Origin of the sequence: Providencia sp. JUb39 (genome assembly GCF_012272845.1) — a bacterium.
Classification (GTDB): Bacteria; Pseudomonadota; Gammaproteobacteria; order Enterobacterales; family Enterobacteriaceae; genus Providencia; species Providencia lanzhouensis.
In genome coordinates, this window is sequence record NZ_JAAWXD020000001.1 from 1,403,843 (window position 1) to 1,425,056 (window position 21,214).

Consider the following 21,214-nt stretch of genomic DNA (forward strand, 5'->3'; position numbering starts at 1 on the left):
CATCATTAAATCCCCGACTACAAAATAAAGCAGATTCGAGATTTTATCCCCTTTTTAGCACACATTACTTCATAAAATTGCGGTAGCTGATTCTGTGACGCTATTAACAAAATTGTTTTCTTTTTTTTACCCTTCAAATTTGACCTTTTGTTTTTGTCATCGATACGTAATAACCGTTGCAGCTAGTGGCACGGAATGATACAACTTTAGGTATCTGAGTGATGTTAACTAACAATATTGAAGGTAGGTAAGGTCAATGAGTCAGGTTTATAATTTTAGCGCAGGACCGGCAATGTTACCCATTGAAGTCATGCGCCGTGCAGAGCAAGAATTTTGTAACTGGAAAGGTTTAGGGGTTTCTGTGATGGAAGTGAGCCATCGCGGGAAGGATTTTATTGAAGTTGCGAAAGAAGCAGAACAAGATTTACGCGACTTATTAAATATCCCTGATAACTATAAAGTTTTATTCTGTCATGGTGGTGCTCGTGCTCACTTTGCCACGCTGCCAATGAACCTGTTAGGCGATAAAACGACAGCTGACTACATTGTCAGTGGCTATTGGTCTGAATCGGCAGCCAAAGAAGCTCAAAAATATTGCACACCGAACGTGATTGATGTCGTTCAAGAAAACAACGGTGTTATCAGCATTAAACCAATGAGTGAATGGCCATTAAGCAAAGATGCTGCCTATGTTCATTACTGCCCGAATGAAACCATTGGTGGCTTAGCTATCCATGAAGAGCCTGATTTCCCTGCGGACAAAATTATTGTTGCTGACTATTCATCTGCGATTTTATCTAAACCTATCGATGTAAGTCGCTATGGTGTGATTTATGCCGGTGCACAGAAAAATATTGGTCCAGCAGGTTTAACGCTGGTTATCATTCGTGAAGACCTACTAGGCAAAGCTTCGCCTCAAACGCCATCTGTTTTCGATTACACTGTACTTGCGCAATATGAATCCATGTTCAATACTCCGCCAACTTTTGCTTGGTATTTAGCGGGTATGGTTTTCAAATGGTTAAAAGAGCAAGGCGGATTGCAGGAAATTGCAAAACGTAACTATGAAAAATCACAGTTACTGTATAGCGCAATTGATGACAGTGAATTCTATATTAACCGTGTCGCAGTGGAAAACCGTTCTTGGATGAACGTACCATTCCAAATGCAAAACCCTGCACTGGATGCAACATTTATCGAAGATGCTAAAAACCAAGGGTTATTATCACTAAAAGGCCACAAGGTTTCAGGCGGAATGCGTGCATCTATTTATAATGCGATGCCGCTGGCGGGTGTTCAGGCGTTAGTCGACTTTATGGCTGATTTTGAACGCCATCATGCCTAATTTATGATGTACTAGTAGTCAAGCCGATTTGCTCAGGAAGAACGAGTCGGCTTATTAATTTAAATAACGATAAAAAAGTAGCAAATCACATCGGAGAAATCACTTTTCATGCAATCCCTGACATTACAACCAATTTCTTCAATTAATGGCACCATTAATCTGCCGGGGTCAAAAAGTGTCTCCAACCGCGCACTTCTATTAGCCGCCATGGCAAAAGGCACCACGGTACTGACTAACTTATTAGACAGTGATGATATTCGCCATATGCTGAATGCATTAAGCCTGCTAGGTGTTAAATATCAATTATCTGAAGATAAAACTCGTTGCCAAGTTGAAGGGATAAATGGCTGTTTATCTCATCAAAGTGAGCTTGAGATCTTTTTAGGTAATGCGGGCACCGCGATGCGTCCATTAACAGCAGCACTGTCATTATGCGCAAATAATATTGTGCTGACAGGCGAGCCTCGAATGAAAGAGCGCCCAATTGGTCACTTAGTTGATGCCTTAAGAGAAGGCGGTGCTGATATTGATTATCTTGAACAAGAAAATTACCCTCCGATGCGCTTAAATGGTGGCTTTGTTGGTGGGAATATTTCCGTAGATGGCTCGGTTTCTAGCCAATTTTTAACCGCATTATTAATGGCAGCGCCTTTAGCTTCTCAGGACACGGTAATTACTATTGCGGGTGATTTGGTTTCCAAGCCTTATATCGACATTACGCTGGCATTAATGAAAACCTTTGGTGTGGATGTTGAAAATCATCAATACCAAAAATTTGTGATTAAAGGCCAGCAGCAGTATGTATCCCCAGGTGAGTACCTTGTCGAGGGGGATGCGTCTTCTGCTTCTTATTTCCTCGCCGCAGCAGCGATTAAAGGCGGCGTAGTCCGAGTCACTGGGATCGGCCGTAATAGCTTACAGGGTGATACTAAGTTCGCTAACGTTTTGGAAAAAATGGGCGCAATTATCCGCTGGGGGGATGATTACGTTGAATGTGAGCGTGGCACTCTGAACGGCATTGATATGGATATGAACGCTATTCCCGATGCAGCGATGACTATCGGAACGGTCGCTCTATTTGCAAAGGGCGAGACAGTCATTCGTAATATCTATAACTGGCGAGTGAAAGAAACAGATCGATTATATGCAATGGCGACCGAACTGCGTAAAGTGGGCGCGGAAGTAGAAGAAGGGCATGATTTTATCCGTGTCGTACCACCAGCCCAGATAAAACACGCTGAAATCGAAACCTATAATGACCATCGTATCGCGATGTGCTTTTCATTGGTAGCGCTTTCCGATACCCCTGTGACGATTCTAGATCCGGGTTGTACAGCAAAAACTTTCCCTGATTATTTCCAGCAACTCGCACGATTAAGTCACTAACTGAATTGGATTGGTTGATTAACATCAATGTGTTATCAACCAATTTTTTCCTTTCATTTTCCTTACCTTCAATCTATTTTTATTTGCAACAAACTCACCTGCGTATTTCACAATATCGATGAGTAGGTATAATACTCCCACAGATTTTAATTGCGGGTAGCTGAAGCTATTTGCAGGAAAGGAGATTTTTTATGGTGGCTATCGCCCCTGTAATCACGGTTGATGGACCAAGCGGAGCGGGTAAGGGTACTCTTTGCCAAGCATTAGCAAATGAATTTGGATGGCAATTATTAGACTCTGGTGCGATTTACCGCGTATTAGCGTTAGCGGCTCTGCATCACCACGTCGATATTCAATCTGAAGATGCTTTAGTGCCTTTAGCTGCAAATTTAGATGTGCGTTTTGTACCTGAAGAAAATCGTTTAAAAGTTATTCTCGAAGGTGAAGATGTGTCTAATGAAATTAGGCAAGAAACTGTCGGGAACACCGCATCTCAAACAGCCACATTCCCACGCGTGCGAGAAGCACTGTTAAGACGCCAGCGAGCATTTAGAATGATGCCCGGTTTAATCGCTGATGGTCGTGATATGGGTACGGTGGTTTTTCCTGATGCGCCAGTGAAAATTTTTCTGGATGCCTCCGCCGAGGAGCGAGCTCATCGCCGGATGAAGCAGTTGCAGGAGAAAGGGTTTGATGTTAACTTTGAGCGACTTTTGACCGAAATTCAAGAGCGCGATTATCGGGATCGTAACCGTCCGGTTGCTCCTCTTATTGCCGCTAAAGATGCGTTAGTGCTGGACTCCACAAGTATGTCTATTGAGGAAGTTATTGAAAAAGCACGCACCTACGCGAAAAAAATTCTACAATTATCGTGATAATAGGCTTTATTTTAGCTTATAATTAGATAATATACGCAATTACCTCCATGCTGGTTATTTTCTAGCATGGTTAAAACCTTACGACAAGGAGTGTTGTGGGGTATGTGAAACAACCCCATTTGGCGGGATGCTAAATGGACGTTAATATAAGACACTTGAAGATCATTAATATGACTGAATCTTTTGCTCAACTCTTTGAAGAATCCCTGCAGAATATTGAAACTCGTCCTGGTTCTATTGTACGCGGTACAGTAGTTGCTATCGATAAAGACGTAGTCCTGGTAGACGCAGGTCTTAAATCAGAATCTGCTATCCCAGTAGAACAGTTCAAAAATGCTCAGGGTGAGCTGGAAATCCAAGTTGGCGACGAAATCGATGTAGCTCTGGATGCAGTAGAAGATGGTTTCGGTGAAACTATTCTGTCTCGTGAGAAAGCTAAACGTCATGAAGCATGGCTGATGCTGGAAAAAGCTTACGAAGAAGCTGAAACTGTAACTGGTGTTATCAACGGTAAAGTTAAAGGTGGTTTCACTGTAGAACTGAACGGCATTCGTGCTTTCTTACCAGGTTCACTGGTAGATGTACGCCCAGTTCGTGATACTACGCACTTGGAAGGCAAAGAGCTTGAGTTCAAAGTAATCAAGCTGGATCAGAAACGCAACAACGTTGTTGTTTCTCGTCGTGCTGTAATTGAATCTGAAAGCAGCGCTGAGCGCGATCAACTGCTGGAAAACCTGCAAGAAGGCATGGAAGTTAAAGGTATCGTTAAGAACCTTACTGACTACGGTGCATTCGTTGATCTGGGCGGTGTTGACGGCCTGCTGCACATCACTGACATGGCTTGGAAACGTGTTAAACACCCAAGCGAAATCGTCAACGTTGGTGATGAAATCAATGTTAAAGTTCTGAAATTCGACCGTGAGCGCACTCGTGTTTCTCTGGGTCTGAAACAACTGGGCGAAGATCCTTGGGTCGCAATCGCTAAACGTTACCCAGAAGGTACTAAACTGACTGGTCGCGTTACTAACCTGACTGACTACGGTTGCTTCGTAGAAATCGAAGAAGGCGTTGAAGGTCTGGTTCACGTTTCAGAAATGGATTGGACTAACAAAAACATCCACCCATCTAAAGTTGTTAACGTTGGTGATGTTGTTGAAGTTATGGTTCTGGATATCGATGAAGAACGTCGTCGTATCTCTTTAGGCCTGAAACAATGCAAATCTAACCCATGGCAGCAATTCGCTGAGACTCACAACAAAGGCGACCGTGTTGAAGGTAAGATCAAGTCAATCACTGACTTCGGTATCTTCATTGGTCTAGACGGCGGCATCGATGGCCTGGTTCACCTGTCTGACATCTCCTGGAACGTTGCAGGCGAAGAAGCAGTTCGTGACTACAAAAAAGGCGACGAAATCGCAGCTGTTGTTCTGCAAGTCGACGCAGAGCGTGAGCGTATCTCTCTGGGCGTTAAACAGTTAGCTGAAGATCCATTCAACAACTACCTGGCAGCAACCAAGAAAGGCGCAATCGTTACTGGTAAAGTAATCGCAGTTGATGCTAAAGGTGCAACTGTAGAGCTGACTCTGGGCGTTGAAGGTTACCTGCGTGCATCAGAAGCTTCACGTGACCGTGTTGAAGATGCAACTCTGGTTCTGAACGTTGGTGATGATGTTGAAGCTAAATACACTGGTGTTGACCGTAAAAACCGTGTAATCAACCTGTCTGTTCGCGCTAAAGACGAAGCTGATGAGAAAGACGCTGTCGCAGCTGTGAACAAGCAAGAAGATACTGCATTCGGCAACAATGCAATGGCTGAAGCTTTCAAAGCAGCTAAAGGCGAATAATTAAGTGGGGGTAACTTCGGTTACCCCTTTGTATCGGTAGTTTAGGGAGGTACTATGACCAAGTCTGAATTAATTGAAAGACTGGCTAGCCAGCAGTCTCATCTTTCAGCAAAAACCGTTGAGGAAGCTGTAAAGGAAATACTTGAGCATATGGCTGATACGTTAGCTGAAGGCGAGCGTATTGAAGTCCGTGGATTCGGCAGTTTTTCTCTTCACTACCGTGCTCCACGCGTTGGCCGTAACCCAAAAACAGGTGATAAAGTGGAACTGGAAGGTAAATACGTTCCCCACTTTAAACCAGGTAAAGAGTTACGCGACCGTGTAAATATTTACGGCCAATAATCGACTGTAAATCTTAATTATTACTATAAAACAGCGCTTATATTGATATAGCGCTGTTTTTTTTATGTCTGCAATCTACCCTTTCAATTTTCCCTATATTTCTTTCGAACATCTTATTGAATCCATCATTTGAAGTTATTTTTGCGAAGTGCTTCGCAACTCAATTTTTAATTCTTTTGCATTACACATCATTTTGGAATCACGATTTAAACTTTCTAATTATAAGGTTATTGAATCACGGTGGATGCATTTAACTTATCTGTATAGGAATAATTGTAGGTAGGTTTAAATTCGATGGGAAACTATAGCCAGTATTATCAAAATACGGTCTCTTATACAGAAGCTTCTATTGCACTAATTATTGGTACGCTACCACTACTTTTATTGCCAAATCTTCCTCGTTCTAGTCACTATTTAGTGACCGGTATTATTCTGCTAGTTACTCTGGTTATTATTTGGCGCAATAAGAGAGTTCGATTTTTGGCATTAATGGGAATGGGATTTCTTTGGGCTTGCTGGCATGGTGTTGAAGTACGAAAGAAAATCGACATTTTAAGCAGTTCTCATCGTCAATGGGATATTACGATTATTAGTATTCCACTAAATCAGGATGAGGTTAAAAAGAGAGTAAGGATAGATAGAGTCGATGGAGCACGAATTTTTCCTCCGCTCTATGCTTCATGGAATTTAAAACAAAATAATCATGAAAATGTGTGTGCAGGGCAGCAATGGCGAGTTGTTGGTAAGCTAAATCCAGCTCATGCTTCTCTGAATGAGGGTGGATTTGATCTGCAAAGGCATTTCATTGCTCAACGAGTCATCGGTACACTAAAAATCAAACAAGCAGTACAAATAGACCAGCAATGTTCTCTACGGCAAAAAATTATTGACCAGTTCGGCGAAATACTTTCGACACGACAAAATCATGGAATTATTTATGCGTTAATGTTTGGGGAAAGAGGACGGCTTTCTGTCGAACATATACAATTATTGCAATCAACAGGATTGACACACTTGATCGCAATCTCTGGATTGCATATTGGAATCGCCTATTTAATTGGTTACTTATGCGCTCGCTTATTGCAATTTTTCCTACCCGTTAAATGGATAGGTGAGAATTTACCATTATTTTCAGGCGTTATATTTGCCTTACTCTATGCTTGGTTGTCGAATTTTGCGATTCCAGCAACTCGCGCTGTATTTGCATTGCTATTTTGGATTTATGTTCGTAAGCAGCCATTTTTTTGTTTTCCGTGGCAATGGGCGTTATGGAGTATTGCTGGGATTTTATTGTTTGATCCGCTTGCCATCCTTTCCGATAGCTTTTGGTTATCAAGCTTTGCTGTATTAGCTATTCTGTATTGGTTTCGTATTTTTCCTATTTCGTCTACGTTGAGTTGTCATCCAATCATGGGAAAAATAGTGCCACTAATTCATCTGCAAATTGGTTTATTGATTTTACTAATACCTATTCAAGTATTGCTGTTTAACGGTATTAATGTCATGAGCTTATTTGCAAACTTATGGTTTGTGCCTCTTATTACTTGGGGAGTAGTACCCGTTATTTTTAGCACGCTATTGCTGCCTCTGAGATCTTGGCATAATGTTGCTTTCGGACTAATTGATAATATTCTCGAGTTTGGGCTAAGACCTCTGACATATTTAAGCGGGTTTTGGACTGAAATTAACACAATGTCTATTTACACCGTGTTTTTTTGTTGGGTATTTGCTTTCATTATCTTATTCGGTTGGTATAAAAATTATCTTGGTTTATTAAGTTGTATTGGTTTTTTATTATTTTTTACTAAGAGTCAAAACCAGCATGAAGAGCATGACTGGTGCTTAACTTTGTTGGATATTGGACATGGGCTTGCTGTGGTTATGGTGCAAAATCAACAAGCGGTTTTATATGATACGGGAAACCGCTGGAGTGATGGAAGCAATGCGAAGCGGCAAATTATTCCTTTCTTAAAGCATCATCAAATCACGCCTATTAACGTAATCTTAAGTCATAATCACCTTGACCATACTGGTGGTACTTCTGATTTAATCGAAGCATACCCATGGTTAAGTTTACGTAGCAGCTTTGGTCAACCCAATCATCTTGCTTGTTATCAAGGACAACGTTGGCAATGGGGAATGTTAAGGTTCGAAGTATTGTGGCCCGATAAATTATCTGAGATATCGCATAATAATGATTCTTGCGTGATTCAGGTCAGTGATGGGTATCGGCGACTATTACTTACGGGGGATTTGGAAAAACAAGGTGAAAAAAAGTTAGTATTACAAAATGATGGGCAGCTCAAAGCGGATATTTTATTTGTTCCTCATCATGGGAGTAATACATCTTCAACATCTTTATTTATACGAAAAGTACGGCCAACGTTGGCACTCGTTTCCTCTGCGAGATATAGCCCATGGAAAATTCCATCAGATAAAGTCTATTTGCGCTATGCTAAAAAGAATATTCAGTGGCTAAATACGGCGGATGAGGGGCAGGTAACAATATGTTTTAAAAAAGAAAAAATGGAGATTTTGCGTTACAGAAAAGAAATTAATCCACGTTGGTATCATCTGTGGTTTGGTGATCGCCAATTTCCCTTGTAGAATAGTGCGCTTACATTAAGTCTGGTAATAAAAGCATGAATGATCAAGACCTATCGACAAAGCAAACATTTAAGCGCCTATGGCCAACCATTGCGCCTTTTAAAATTGGATTAGTTGTTGCAGCAATTGCTCTTATCATCAACGCCGCAGGTGATGCGTTTATGATTTCTTTATTGAAACCATTATTAGATGACGGTTTTGGTAAAGCGGATAACAACACATTGAAGTGGTTACCGTTGGCAATTTTAGGCTTGATGATCGTGCGTGGATCTTCAAGTTTCGTCTCTACATACTGCGTTTCTTGGGTGTCAGGAAAAGTAGTGATGAGTATGCGCCGCAAATTATTTGGTCATATGATGGGAATGCCGGTGAGCTATTTTGACCAGCAATCCACAGGGACTTTATTATCGCGTATTACCTATGATTCAGAGCAGGTTGCATCTTCGGCTTCCGGTGCTCTCATTACCATTATTCGCGAAGGAACTTATATCATCGCGTTATTTGGTATTATGTTTTATAACAGCTGGCAATTGTCGTTGATTTTGATTGCTATTGCTCCTGTCGTCTCTATCACCATCCGCGTAGTTTCTAAGCGTTTTCGTAAAATTAGCAAAAACATGCAAACGGGTATGGGACATGTGACGACTAGCGCTGAGCAGATGCTTAAAGGCCATAAAGAAGTCCTCATTTTTGGTGGGCAGAAAGTCGAAACTGAACGTTTTGATAAAGTCAGCAATAATATGCGCCGTCAAAATATGAAGATGGTTAGCGCCTCAGCTATTTCTGACCCTATTGTTCAGATGATTGCCTCTTTTGCATTAGCGTTTGTTTTGTACGCAGCAAGTTTCCCTGAAATTAAAGAGCAATTATCGCCAGGTACGATAGGTGTTGTTTTCTCGTCCATGTTTGCGTTAATGCGCCCACTTAAGTCTCTAACTAATGTTAATGCGCAATTCCAGCGTGGAATGGCAGCTTGCCAAACGTTATTTGCGATTTTAGATACTGAAAAAGAGAAAGATGAAGGAACGAAAGTTCTGACTCAAGTGAAAGGTGATATTGAGTTCGACTCAGTCACGTTTACTTATCAAACCAAAGAGCACCCTGCACTAGAGGATGTTTCTTTTACGCTACCTGCAGGCAAATCCGTTGCTTTAGTGGGACGCTCGGGTTCAGGTAAATCGACCATCGCTAACTTAATTACCCGCTTCTATGATATCGATAAGGGCAGTATCCGTATTGATGGGCATGATATTCGTGATTACACCTTAGAGTCATTGCGTAGCCAAGTGGCTCTGGTTTCCCAGCATGTATATTTATTCAACGATACTGTTGCGAATAATATTGCCTATGCGACAGATGGGCGATATAGCCGAGCAGAAATTGAAAAAGCCGCTGAAATGGCTTATGCCATGGACTTTATACAAAAGCTGGATAATGGCTTAGATACGATGATTGGTGAAAATGGTGTAATGCTTTCCGGTGGTCAACGCCAGCGTATTGCAATTGCTCGTGCATTATTACGTGATGCACCAATTTTGATTCTAGATGAAGCAACATCCGCTCTGGATACTGAATCAGAGCGTGCAATTCAAGCTGCATTAGATGAATTACAGAAGAATAGAACTTCATTAGTCATTGCTCACCGTTTATCCACTATTGAAAATGCGGATCAAATCTTGGTTGTACAAGATGGTCATATCATTGAACGTGGTGACCACTCAACGCTATTAGCGAAAAATGGGGCATACGCGCAATTACATAGGATCCAATTTAAGAATGATTGAGCGAATTTGGTCCGGTAAATCATGGCTTTATATTTTGTTGCTTCCATTATCATTTCTGTATGGAGTGATAACGTTAGTACGTCATATTGGCTATAAAACCGGATTATTTCGCTCATGGAAAGCCCCTGTACCTGTTGTGGTCGTGGGAAATTTAACGGCAGGGGGAAATGGAAAAACCCCTGTGGTTATTTGGCTAGTTGAATCGCTCATGAAACAAGGTGTTCGTGTTGGGGTTGTTTCTCGTGGATATGGAGGTCAATCTGAGCATTATCCACTAGTGTTAGACCAAACGACAACGACGGCAGCCGCAGGTGATGAGCCAGTTTTGATTTATCATCGTACTCATGCGCCTGTTGCGGTGGCTCCAAAACGTAGTGATGCCATTAAAGCATTACTCGATAATTTTCAATTAGATATTATTGTTACAGACGACGGTTTACAGCATTATGCATTGCAACGTGACTATGAAATCGTTGTCATTGATGGGCAGCGTCGTTTTGGTAATGGCTGGTGGTTACCCGCGGGACCAATGCGTGAACGCGCAGGGCGATTAAAGACAGTGAACGCCATGATTGTAAATGGTGGTGTTCCTAACTCGAATGAAACACTGATGTCCCTAGAAGGGGATATGGCAGTGAACCTCGTTACAGGCGAAAAAATCTCGGTCACTGAGCTTAACAATGTGGTTGCGATGGCTGGAATAGGTCATCCACCTCGTTTTTTCTCTTCTTTAGAAAGTAAGGGATTAACACTCATTAATACTCATGCGTTTTCTGATCATCAAGCTTATAGCCAGCTGCAACTTGCTCCTTTAGCTGAAACAAATCAAAATTTACTGATGACTGAAAAGGATGCTGTTAAATGCCATTCCTTCGCACAGACCAATTGGTGGTATCTTCCTGTGGAAGCGCATTTTGATAAAATAGGCGAACAACGACTCTTAAGTGAAATAAAATCACTTATCTGAAATAAAACAGCTTGCTTTTAGGATTAATTTCAGATAATAATACCTGCAATGTGATGCAGATCTACTTATTATGTACCAAGTTGCAATACATTAATAAGTGGATTATTTGCTAGCTTTAATTTTACGACCCGTTCTTGAGTTAGTCACTTATCCTCGCAAGACACTACTTACTCTACTATTTCGTGTTGTCATCATAATGTCAAAATAGACTGTTAAGTTCACGGTAAATGTGTGGTGCCTGAAACCTACACTTGGGTCGTTATAAGATATGCATAAACATTTGATGCATAAATTGGTTAAGTTAATTACTCTTAATTATGTTAATAGATTAGCTTGAATAGATAGGTCAGAATGAACTGATCGAAATAAATAGTTCAGCAAAATAAATGGAATAACGTGTAGAGAGTAATGATACAAATATAAAAAATTGTTCTCGGAACAAGAAGGAGTTTTAATATGAATTTTCAATTACATATGGGCCAAGTTAAATGGTTTGACGCAAAAGAAGGTTACGGCTTTATTTCACCTCGTAATGGTGGCGATGATATCTTCGTAACAACCAAGTCAATTGCGAATAAAAAAATCAAATCTTTATCTGAAGGTCAAAACGTCGAGTTCTCTGTTACTCGTAATTCAGATGGCATAACGGCAAGAGACGTTATCGCTTACTAATTGAATTCTTAACAGAAATATTTCTCCTGCACTATCCTCTCATTCTTCGCAGGAGATCTTAATAAGCAAGAATAGAGTTAACGGTGATACCTGCATGTGATATCCTGACGCCAAGTGAGTTTAAATCCATTTGGGAGAAAACATGGATCACCGTTTACTTGAAATTGTTGCTTGCCCATCCTGTCACGGCAAACTAAGTTACAACAAAGAAAACCTCGAATTAATCTGCAAGTTTGATCATCTCGCTTTTCCTGTTCGCGATGGTATCCCCGTTTTACTTGAGAACGAAGCACGTAAAGTTGCTTTAGACGAAGGACTGTAATCCTATGTTTACCGTCATTATTCCTGCGCGTTACGCTTCAACACGATTACCGGGTAAGCCTTTAGCAGATATTCACGGTAAACCGATGGTTGTTCGTGTCATGGAGCAAGCGATTAAGTCAGGCGCCAGCCGAGTTATTATTGCAACTGACCACTCGGATGTCGCTGCAGCGGTCATCGCAGCAGGTGGGGAAGCTTGTATGACTAATCCCGATCATCAATCTGGCACGGAACGTTTGGCTGAAGTGATTGACACTTACGGCTTTTCCGATGACGAAATTATTGTCAATGTGCAGGGTGATGAACCGCTGATCCCACCTGAAATCATCCGCCAAGTCGCTCATAATTTGCAAGGTAGTCAGGCAAATATGGGAACACTCGCTGTCCCTATTCATTGTGCGCAAGAAGCCTTTAATCCGAATGCGGTGAAGGTTGTGATGGATAAAGACGGTTACGCGCTTTATTTTTCTCGAGCGACAATTCCGTGGGATAGAGACCAATTTGCAAAGAGTAAAGAGACCATCGGTGATACTTTCTTGCGCCACATTGGTATCTACGCTTATCGCGCTGGCTTTATTCGTCGTTATATCGCATGGGATGCTAGCCCATTAGAGAAAATCGAGATGCTAGAGCAGCTTCGTGTGCTTTGGTATGGTGAGAAAATTCATGTGGCGGTTGCTGAAAAGGCACCAGGCGCAGGGGTGGATACGCCAGAAGATCTCGAATTGGTAAGACAAGAATTTCAGCCATAATTTCTAGTGTGAATAATGGTCTGATAAAACAAGGGGAAACTGAATAAGTTTCCCCTTTGTATTTACTCCGCCTGATTATCTTCGAGTGGCTGGGTATTATCGGGTTTTAAGTGCCACCAAATTGAACCAATGAGCTCATACCATGCTCGTTCACTGTGGCTAAAATAAAATGCGGAAGGAATGTAGCGCTCCCAAGGATTCAAATCGCTGGTGATCACCAATTGATTGGCTGGGGCTGGATAAGGCTGCATTCCACGACTCGTAAACATCTTCAACGCACGGGGTAAATGGTTCGCTGAAGTCACTAACAAGAATGGCTGCTTACCAATAATTTTTTCCACTTCATAGGCTTCTTCTTGCGTATCTTTCGGTTCGGTTAGCGGGATTGTATCTGTCGCTGGAACCCCTAAAGATTGAGCGACCATGGATGCGACTTCGGCGCTACTGATTGGGCTACTGGCTTTACCGCCAGTAAAAATTAATTTGCTACCCGGATGTTGCAGATAAAGACGTACCCCTTCAGTGACTCGAGGCAAGCTGTTACTGAGTAAATTCGAGCTAGGACTCCAGTCTGGGTTATAGGTAAATCCACCGCCCAAAACCACAATATACTTTATCTCTTTAGGTGGATTCGTGGTGATAAGCTCATAACGTTTATCATATGGGCCTTCAACGGGCGCCAGTAACCTATCAGAAATAGGTTGTAGCCCTAATAGCGCGATGATAACAAGGCTTAATGTCACTAAGGATTTTCCACTTTTTTGCCAGCGGGTAAACCATAATAAAATCAGTCCAATTCCCCCAATAATCAATAATAAGGGCAGAGGCATTAATAGTGAACCAAGGTATTTTTTAAGCAGAAATAACATAGAAAGCCTGTTATGAAGATAATGTAAGCGAATAGGGTCAAATGTAGCTGCATCAGCAATAAAATGCCATGTAAAATAAATCGGATACAAAATAAAGTACTATGCAAAAACAGCTAGATTATCTGTTATAATTCTTGGTTTTGATATGCTGTAAATAACTCATGATAGGTAACTGGAACGCAGATGGCAGACCGCAACTTTGATGATATTGTCGATAAATTTGCAAAAAATATTTATGGAACGACAAAAGGAAAAATTCGCGAAGCGGTAGTTTGGCAAGATCTGACCCAGTTACTGGAAACGCATTTTCAAGGTCAAACATTACGTATATTAGATGCGGGCGGCGGAGAAGGTCATTTTTCTCGTCAATTAGCGGCAATGGGTCATCAGGTTATTCTTTGCGATTTATCCGAAGAAATGTTAGAACGGGCATCGGTGCTTGCTGATGAACAAGGAATTAGCGAGAATATCAGCTTCATTCATTGTGCCGTACAGGATGTCGCTCAACATCTTGATGAACCTGTTGATTTTGTCTTATTTCATGCGGTACTTGAATGGATTAGCGACCAGAAATATGCATTAGAGCAACTGGCAGAGATTATCAGGCCGGAAGGCATATTTTCTGTCATGTTCTATAATGCAAATGGCTTGGTGATGCGTAATGCAATTTTAGGTAATTTTCATCTCGCAACTCCTCATATCCAGCGTCGTCGCAAACGTTCATTATCGCCACAGAACCCGCTTTTTCCTCAACAGGTTGATGAGTGGCTTATTGGTTGTGGTATGGATATTTTAGGCAAAAGTGGCGTCAGAGTGTTCCATGATTATTTGCAAAGTAGACAATTACAACAAAAAGACTTTCCAGCGTTATTGGCGCTTGAGCAACAATATTGTCGTGAAGAACCCTATATTAGCATGGGGCGATATATTCATGTCATGGCACGCAAACAAACCCAAAAGGACGATTTATGAGTGATTTTTCCCAGACCGTCCCTGAACTCGTGTCTTGGGCACGAAAAAATGATTTTGCGATTTCCCTACCCGCAGAGCGCCTAGCATTTTTGCTGGCCGTCGCAGTACTTAACAGTGAGCGGGTGAACGGTGAAATGAGTGAAGGGGAGCTGGTGGATGCGTTTCGAGAAGTGTGCAAAGGCTTCGAACAAACCACCGAATCACTGGCAGTCAGAGCGAACAACGCCATCAACGACATGGTTCGCCAAAAAATATTTAACCGCTTTGCCAGCGACATTGTCGAAGGAAATGCGATTTATCGCCTAACGCCACTCGGCATTGGCATTAGTGATTACTATATTCGTCAACGCGAATTTTCGACATTAAGATTGTCGATGCAGTTATCGATTGTGGCGGGAGAGCTACAGCGTGCAGCGGAATCAGCCGAAGAAGGTGGTGATGAATTTTATTGGCACCGTCATGTTTTTGCGCCATTAAAATATTCAGTCGCTGAAATTTTTGACAGTATTGACCTGTCACAGCGAATTATGGACGAGCAACAAAACAGCGTTAAAGATGATATTGCTGCACTTTTAAACCAAGACTGGCAGGCAGCAATTGCCAACTGTGAGCAGCTACTTTCTGAAACGTCCGGCACATTAAGAGAATTGCAAGACACGTTAGAAGCCGCTGGCGATAAGCTACAGGCAAACCTACTGCGTATTCAAGAAGCGAACATGAATGCGCCGCAGTTCTCGGAAATGGTCGACCGATTAATCTTTGATTTGCAAAACAAGCTAGACCGTATTGTGAGCTGGGGGCAGCAGTCCATTGATTTATGGATTGGTTACGACCGACATGTTCACAAATTTATCCGTACAGCGATTGATATGGATAAAAATCGTATATTTTCTCAACGTTTACGTCAATCTGTACAGCAGTACCTCGATAGCCCTTGGGCACTCACCTATGCCAATGCGGATAGGCTTTTTGATATGCGTGATGAGGAGCTGGCACTTCATGATCAAGAGGTGATGGGGGAACTCCCACCTGATCTGGAATTTGAAGAGTTCAGTGAACTTAATGACCAATTAGCGGCGTTAATCGAAGCGCAACTTGCATTCTATAAAACGGATAACAAACCGCTGGATGTCGGTCACGTATTACAGAGTTATCTGACGCAATACCCGCAGAAACGCCATTTTGATGTTGCGCGTATTATTATCGATCAGGCTGTAAAACTAGGTATCGCAGAGGCTGATCTGGCGGGATTACCGGCAGAATGGCGCGCTATTAATGATCACGGAGCCAAGGTACAGGCACATGTCATCGACAAATATTGAACAATTTATGCCAGTTAAACTGGCTCAAGCACTAGCTAACCCTATTTTTCCTGAGCTGGACAGCCAACTGCGTGCTGGTCGCCATATTAGTATTGATGACCTTGATAATCATGCATTTTTAATGGATTTTCAGGAATCGTTAGAGCAATTTTATGCTCGTTATAATGTTGAACTGATCCGGGCGCCAGAAGGCTTTTTCTATTTGCGTCCCCGCTCAAGCACCTTAATTCCCCGTTCTGTTTTGTCTGAACTGGACATGATGGTGGGTAAAATTCTGTGCTACCTCTATTTGAGTCCTGAGCGTCTAACCAACCAAGGGGTCTTTACCTCTCAAGAGCTGTTTGAAGAATTATTGTCGCTGGCCGACGAAAGCAAATTACTGAAATTTGTTAACCAACGCTCCACAGGTTCAGACCTTGATAAACAAAAATTACAGGAAAAACTGAGAACCTCCTTAAACCGTTTACGCCGTTTAGGTATGGTCTATTTCCTGCAAAATGACTCCAGCAAATTTATTATTAATGAGTCTGTATTCCGCTTTGGTGCGGATGTACGTAGTGGCGATAACCCTCAAGAAGCACAATTACGCATGATCCGCGATGGTGAAGCGGTCTCTCTTGAAGGGGAATTGTCGCTAAGAGACAGCGATGAAGACGAAACGGATGAGAGTCAAGATCTGGCTGACAGTGAAGAGGATGAACAAGAATGATTGAACGCGGAAAATTTCGCTCACTGACGCTGGTGAATTGGAACGGCTTTTTTGCTCGTACTTTTGACCTTGATGAATTAGTCACCACCCTGTCTGGCGGAAATGGTGCGGGTAAATCCACCACCATGGCGGCCTTTATTACCGCCATGATCCCTGACTTAACATTACTGCATTTCCGTAATACCACAGAAGCAGGAGCCACCTCGGGTTCCCGTGATAAAGGTCTACACGGAAAGCTGCGTCCTGGTGTCTGTTATGCCGTACTGGATGTGTTAAACTCTAAACATCAACGAGTTATGGTCGGTGTTCGCTTACAGCAAGTAGCAGGACGCGATAAAAAAGTCGATATCAAACCGTTTATGATCCAAGGCGTGCCATTAGCAACAGTGCCAACGGAAGTATTAACGGAAGTGTTTGAAGGGCGCCAAGCTAAGGTTATTCCGTTGAATGACCTGAAAGAGCGCGTAGAAAAACAAGAAGGCATCCAATTTAAGCAATTTAACTCGATCACGGACTACCACTCAGTATTATTTGAATTGGGTGTACTGCCAAAACGCCTGCGTTCAGCAGGCGACCGTAGTAAATATTATCGTTTGATTGAAGCCTCCTTATATGGCGGTATTTCCAGCGCGATTACTCGCTCACTACGTGATTATTTATTACCGGAAAACAGTGGCGTACGTAAAGCATTCCAAGATATGGAGGCGGCATTACGTGAAAACCGTTTAACACTGGAAGCCATCCGCGTAACACAATCTGACCGTGATTTATTCAAACATTTGATCAGCGAAGCCACAGACTATGTATCTGCGGACTATATGCGCCACTCAAATGAACGTCGAATTCACTTAGATGCGGCATTAGCCGCCCGTAACGAACTGTATAGCAACCGCAAACAGCTGCGCGTTGAACAAGTTCGTAGTGTGGAAATGGCGCGTGAATTAAATGAACAAAACGAAGCGTCGACGGAAATCGAAGCGGATTACCAAGCGGCAAGTGACCACTTAAATCTAGTGCAAGCGGCATTACGTCATCAAGAAAAAATTGACCGCTACCAAGCCGATATTGAAGAGCTGACTTATCGTCTTGAAGAACAAAGCGAAGTCGTCGCGGAAGCCACAGAGAAACACGAAGAGCTTGATGCCCGTGCGCAAGCCGCTGAAATTGAAGTGGATGAGCTGAAAAACCAGCTTGCAGATTACCAGCAAGCGCTTGATGTACAGCAAACTCGTGCGATTCAATATCAACAAGCTCTTCATGCCTTAAACCGTGCTCGCGAACTCTGCCAGCTACCTGATCTTACCATTGAAAACGTCGATGAATGGCTGGAAACCTTTGAAGCCAAAGAGCAGCAAGCCACAGAAGCCTTACTCGCATTAGAACAAAAAATGAGCGTTGCGGATGCGGCTCATAGCCAGTTTGAGCAAGCGTATCAGCTAGTTAAAACTATGTTAGGCGACGTAAGCCGTGGGGATGCGTATACACAAGCGCGTTCATTACTGCGCGACTGGTCATCGCAACAACATTTAGCAGAGCGTGTTCAGCCTCTGCGTATGCAATTATCTGAATTGCAACAGCGTTTAGATAGCCAGCGTAATGCCGAAAAATTACTGAGTGAATTCTGTAAACGTTATGGCCAAAGTGTTGAGCCGGATGAGCTTGATGCCTTGATGGCAGAGTTAGAAATTCTGCAAGAAGAGTTAAGTACTGGCGTTAATGAAAGCGGCGAGAAACGCATGCAAATGCGCCAAGAGTTGGAGCAAATTCGTCAGCGTATCAGCCAGCTTTCTGCTAAAGCGCCTGCGTGGATTATGGCGCAAGAAGCACTGACTCAACTCAATGAACAATCGGGTGAAACTTTCGAAAATAGCACTGAAGTGACTGAATTTATGCAGCAACTTCTTGAGCAAGAAAGGGAAATTACGGTTGAACGTGATGAAGTTGCAGCGCAGCGCCGTGACCTTGATAAGCAAATCGAACGTTTAAGCCAGCCTAGTGGTGCCGAAGATGGGCGCATGCTGGCACTGGCAGAGCGCTTTAATGGTGTGCTGTTATCTGAAATCTACGACGATATTACCATTGAAGATGCGGCGTATTTCTCTGCATTGTACGGCCCCGCGCGTCACGGTATTGTGGTACAAGATTTGGCTGTGGTTCGTGAGCAGCTAGAAAACCTACAAGATTGCCCTGATGATGTGTACTTTATCGAGGGGGATCCATCTTCATTTGATGACAGCGTTTTTGATGCCCAAGAGTTTGAAAATGCTGTATTAGTACGTTCATCGGAGCGTCAATGGCGCTATTCCCGCTACCCAGAGTTACCGCTATTTGGTCGTGCTGCCCGTGAAAGTCATTTAGAGTCACTGAGTGCTGAGCGTGATGAATTGGCTGAGCGCTATGCAACCTTGTCGTTTGATGTGCAAAAAATTCAGCGTGCTCACCAAGCATTTAGCCGCTTTATCGGTCAGCATATTTCAGTGGCATTTGAAGCGGATCCTGAAGCTGAAATTCGTACATTAAATCAAAAACGTACTGAATTAGAGCGTGGGCTGAACCAATTTGAAGAGCAGACCCAGCAGCAACGTCAACAGTTTGCTCAAGGTAAAGAAAACTTACTGGCATTAAACCGTTTATTGCCGCAAGTGAATTTGTTGATGGATGAAACATTGGTGGATCGCGTTGAAGAGATCCGCGAAGAGCTTTCAGAAGCTGAAGAAGCGGCACATTTCATCAATAAACATGGTAATAATCTGGCGAAGTTAGAGCCGATTGTGACGGTATTACTCAGTGATCCTGAGCAACATGATCAACTACGTAAAGATTATGAATTGGCTAAACATACCCAGCAAAATGCGAAGCAACAAGCCTTTGCCTTGGTGGAAGTGGCTCAACGTCGCGCCCACTTTAGCTACAGTGATTCGACGGGGATGGTCAATGAAAATGCGGACTTGAATGAAAAACTGCGCCAGCGTTTAGAGCATGCGGAAGCCGATAGAACTCGTGCCCGTGAGCTATTACGCCAGCAACAAGCGCAAAGCACGCAATATCATCAAGTTTTGGCATCGCTGCGCAGTTCATTCGACACCAAGCAAGAAATGTTGAAAGAACTTGAAGCAGAAATGCAAGAAATGGGCGTGAAAGCGGATCCTGATGCACAAGAGCGTGCCAGCATTCGCCGTGATGAATTACATCAATCTGTTATGGCAAACCGTAGTCGCATCAACCAGTTAGAAAAACAACTGACGTTATGTGAAGCGGAAATGGATAACCTGCAAAAACGTCTGCGTAAGCTGGAAAAAGATTATTACCAAATCCGTGAGCAAGTCGTGATGGCGAAAGCGGGCTGGTGTGCCGTGATGCGCTTGGTGAAAGATAATGGCGTTGAGCGTCGTCTGCATCGTCGCGAATTGGCTTATACCGATGGTGATAGTTTACGTTCGATGTCGGATAAGGCGTTAGGAGCGCTGCGTTTAGCGGTGGCGGATAACGAACATCTGCGTGATGTGCTGCGCATGTCTGAAGATCCTAAACATCCAGAGCGTAAAATTCAGTTCTTTATTGCGGTTTACCAACATCTACGTGAGCGTATTCGCCAAGATATTATTCGTACCGATGACCCAATCGATGCGATTGAGCAGATGGAAATTGAGTTAGCGCGTCTGACCGAAGAGTTAACTGCCCGTGAGCAAAAACTGGCAATTAGCTCGAAGAGCGTGGCGAATATCATTCGTAAAACTATCCAGCGTGAGCAAAACCGTATTCGTATGCTGAACCAAGGCTTACAAGCGGTGGCATTTGGTCAGGTTAAAGGGGTTAGACTGAATGTGAATATTCGCGAAAGCCACGCCTTATTGCTGAGCGTGCTATCCGAAGAGAGCGAATTACACCAAGACCTGTTTACTAGCCAACGTTTAACCTTCTCTGAAGCGATGGCGAAACTGTATCAACGCCTGAACCCACAGATGGATATGGGGCAACGCCTGCCGCAAACTATTGGTGAAGAACTGTTAGATTACCGTAACTACTTAGAGTTAGAAGTTGAAGTTAACCGCGGCTCTGATGGTTGGTTAAAAGCAGAAAGTGGGGCGTTATCAACGGGTGAAGCGATCGGTACGGGGATGTCTATCTTAGTAATGGTCGTCCAGAGCTGGGAAGAAGAAGCCCGCCGACTGCGTGCGAAAGATATCATTCCATGCCGTTTACTGTTCTTGGATGAAGCGGCGCGTTTGGATGCGAAGTCTATCGCCACGTTATTTGAGTTATGTGACCGACTGGAAATGCAGCTTATTATCGCTGCGCCGGAAAACATCAGCCCAGAGAAAGGAACTACATATAAACTGGTGCGTAAAGTGACTGGCAATACGGAACACGTTCATGTTGTTGGATTGAAAGGTTTTGGTCAGGATAATCCAGCTCCACAAGCATTACCTCAATAATTGATTTT

At 42.9% G+C, this 21,214-nt stretch carries 16 protein-coding genes; 15 read left to right on the top strand and 1 reads right to left on the bottom strand.

Annotated elements, in window-relative coordinates:
• The first annotated feature begins 256 nt into the window (after positions 1 to 256).
• From serC to kdsB, 11 genes are all read left to right on the top strand, one after another.
• Positions 257 to 1,345, top strand: a complete 1,089-nt coding sequence (gene serC / locus HFU86_RS06255; protein ID WP_132494480.1) for a 3-phosphoserine/phosphohydroxythreonine transaminase — start codon at positions 257 to 259, stop codon at positions 1,343 to 1,345.
• 108 nt (positions 1,346 to 1,453) lie between these two features.
• On the top strand, positions 1,454 to 2,731 hold the full coding sequence (gene aroA, locus HFU86_RS06260) for a 3-phosphoshikimate 1-carboxyvinyltransferase (protein ID WP_187128917.1): 1,278 nt from the start codon (positions 1,454 to 1,456) through the stop codon (positions 2,729 to 2,731).
• Positions 2,732 to 2,922: 191 nt separating this feature from the next.
• On the top strand, positions 2,923 to 3,606 hold the full coding sequence (gene cmk / locus HFU86_RS06265) for a (d)CMP kinase (protein ID WP_036951769.1): 684 nt from the start codon (positions 2,923 to 2,925) through the stop codon (positions 3,604 to 3,606).
• A gap of 173 nt (positions 3,607 to 3,779) precedes the next feature.
• The gene (rpsA, locus tag HFU86_RS06270; protein WP_006662163.1) at positions 3,780 to 5,453 is read left to right on the top strand and encodes a 30S ribosomal protein S1; all 1,674 of its coding nucleotides are present in this window, start codon (positions 3,780 to 3,782) and stop codon (positions 5,451 to 5,453) included.
• A 54-nt stretch (positions 5,454 to 5,507) separates the two neighbouring features.
• On the top strand, positions 5,508 to 5,795 hold the full coding sequence (gene ihfB, locus HFU86_RS06275) for an integration host factor subunit beta (RefSeq protein WP_006657810.1): 288 nt from the start codon (positions 5,508 to 5,510) through the stop codon (positions 5,793 to 5,795).
• Positions 5,796 to 6,089: 294 nt separating this feature from the next.
• Positions 6,090 to 8,402, top strand: a complete 2,313-nt coding sequence (locus tag HFU86_RS06280) for a DNA internalization-related competence protein ComEC/Rec2 (RefSeq protein WP_187128918.1) — start codon at positions 6,090 to 6,092, stop codon at positions 8,400 to 8,402.
• Between the two features lie 35 nt (positions 8,403 to 8,437).
• Positions 8,438 to 10,186, top strand: a complete 1,749-nt coding sequence (gene msbA / locus HFU86_RS06285; protein WP_036951762.1) for a lipid A ABC transporter ATP-binding protein/permease MsbA — start codon at positions 8,438 to 8,440, stop codon at positions 10,184 to 10,186.
• Complete coding sequence (gene lpxK / locus HFU86_RS06290) at positions 10,179 to 11,153, top strand: tetraacyldisaccharide 4'-kinase (RefSeq protein ID WP_187128919.1); 975 nt, start codon at positions 10,179 to 10,181, stop codon at positions 11,151 to 11,153. The genes msbA and lpxK overlap by 8 nt, the downstream gene beginning before the upstream one ends.
• 456 nt (positions 11,154 to 11,609) lie before the next feature.
• Entirely contained in the window at positions 11,610 to 11,825 is a 216-nt protein-coding gene (locus tag HFU86_RS06295; protein ID WP_036951758.1) for a cold-shock protein, read from the top strand.
• A gap of 142 nt (positions 11,826 to 11,967) precedes the next feature.
• Positions 11,968 to 12,147 (top strand): Trm112 family protein, encoded by a 180-nt coding sequence (locus tag HFU86_RS06300; protein ID WP_036951756.1) that lies wholly within the window; start codon positions 11,968 to 11,970, stop codon positions 12,145 to 12,147.
• A 4-nt stretch (positions 12,148 to 12,151) separates the two neighbouring features.
• Positions 12,152 to 12,898: a 3-deoxy-manno-octulosonate cytidylyltransferase gene (kdsB, locus tag HFU86_RS06305; RefSeq protein WP_132494486.1), complete on the top strand. Its 747-nt coding sequence runs from the start codon at positions 12,152 to 12,154 to the stop codon at positions 12,896 to 12,898.
• A gap of 62 nt (positions 12,899 to 12,960) precedes the next feature.
• On the opposite strand, the gene elyC is transcribed toward kdsB, so the two are convergent.
• Positions 12,961 to 13,767, bottom strand: coding sequence for an envelope biogenesis factor ElyC (gene elyC / locus HFU86_RS06310; RefSeq protein ID WP_154609468.1), 807 nt, complete (start codon positions 13,765 to 13,767; stop codon positions 12,961 to 12,963).
• 183 nt (positions 13,768 to 13,950) lie between these two features.
• On the opposite strand from elyC, the gene cmoM reads away from it, so the two are divergent.
• The 4 genes from cmoM to mukB are packed head-to-tail and all read left to right on the top strand — an operon-like array spanning position 13,951 to position 21,206.
• Positions 13,951 to 14,739 (top strand): tRNA uridine 5-oxyacetic acid(34) methyltransferase CmoM, encoded by a 789-nt coding sequence (cmoM, locus tag HFU86_RS06315; RefSeq protein WP_132494490.1) that lies wholly within the window; start codon positions 13,951 to 13,953, stop codon positions 14,737 to 14,739.
• Complete coding sequence (mukF, locus tag HFU86_RS06320) at positions 14,736 to 16,061, top strand: chromosome partition protein MukF (RefSeq protein ID WP_132494492.1); 1,326 nt, start codon at positions 14,736 to 14,738, stop codon at positions 16,059 to 16,061. Before cmoM ends, mukF begins: the two co-directional genes overlap by 4 nt.
• The gene (mukE, locus tag HFU86_RS06325; protein WP_036951742.1) at positions 16,042 to 16,770 is read left to right on the top strand and encodes a chromosome partition protein MukE; all 729 of its coding nucleotides are present in this window, start codon (positions 16,042 to 16,044) and stop codon (positions 16,768 to 16,770) included. Before mukF ends, mukE begins: the two co-directional genes overlap by 20 nt.
• Positions 16,767 to 21,206: a chromosome partition protein MukB gene (gene mukB / locus HFU86_RS06330; protein WP_132494494.1), complete on the top strand. Its 4,440-nt coding sequence runs from the start codon at positions 16,767 to 16,769 to the stop codon at positions 21,204 to 21,206. The genes mukE and mukB overlap by 4 nt, the downstream gene beginning before the upstream one ends.
• Positions 21,207 to 21,214 lie beyond the last annotated feature (8 nt).

Coding starts and splice junctions, on each gene's coding strand:
- serC (WP_132494480.1), top strand. CDS start 257: ATGAGTCAGGTTTATAATTTTAGCGCAGGACCGGCAATGTTACCCATT.
- cmoM (WP_132494490.1), top strand. CDS start 13,951: ATGGCAGACCGCAACTTTGATGATATTGTCGATAAATTTGCAAAAAAT.
- msbA (WP_036951762.1), top strand. CDS start 8,438: ATGAATGATCAAGACCTATCGACAAAGCAAACATTTAAGCGCCTATGG.
- mukB (WP_132494494.1), top strand. CDS start 16,767: ATGATTGAACGCGGAAAATTTCGCTCACTGACGCTGGTGAATTGGAAC.
- rpsA (WP_006662163.1), top strand. CDS start 3,780: ATGACTGAATCTTTTGCTCAACTCTTTGAAGAATCCCTGCAGAATATT.
- kdsB (WP_132494486.1), top strand. CDS start 12,152: ATGTTTACCGTCATTATTCCTGCGCGTTACGCTTCAACACGATTACCG.
- elyC (WP_154609468.1), bottom strand. CDS start 13,767: ATGTTATTTCTGCTTAAAAAATACCTTGGTTCACTATTAATGCCTCTG.
- HFU86_RS06280 (WP_187128918.1), top strand. CDS start 6,090: ATGGGAAACTATAGCCAGTATTATCAAAATACGGTCTCTTATACAGAA.
- HFU86_RS06295 (WP_036951758.1), top strand. CDS start 11,610: ATGAATTTTCAATTACATATGGGCCAAGTTAAATGGTTTGACGCAAAA.
- aroA (WP_187128917.1), top strand. CDS start 1,454: ATGCAATCCCTGACATTACAACCAATTTCTTCAATTAATGGCACCATT.
- mukF (WP_132494492.1), top strand. CDS start 14,736: ATGAGTGATTTTTCCCAGACCGTCCCTGAACTCGTGTCTTGGGCACGA.
- HFU86_RS06300 (WP_036951756.1), top strand. CDS start 11,968: ATGGATCACCGTTTACTTGAAATTGTTGCTTGCCCATCCTGTCACGGC.
- ihfB (WP_006657810.1), top strand. CDS start 5,508: ATGACCAAGTCTGAATTAATTGAAAGACTGGCTAGCCAGCAGTCTCAT.
- cmk (WP_036951769.1), top strand. CDS start 2,923: ATGGTGGCTATCGCCCCTGTAATCACGGTTGATGGACCAAGCGGAGCG.
- mukE (WP_036951742.1), top strand. CDS start 16,042: ATGTCATCGACAAATATTGAACAATTTATGCCAGTTAAACTGGCTCAA.
- lpxK (WP_187128919.1), top strand. CDS start 10,179: ATGATTGAGCGAATTTGGTCCGGTAAATCATGGCTTTATATTTTGTTG.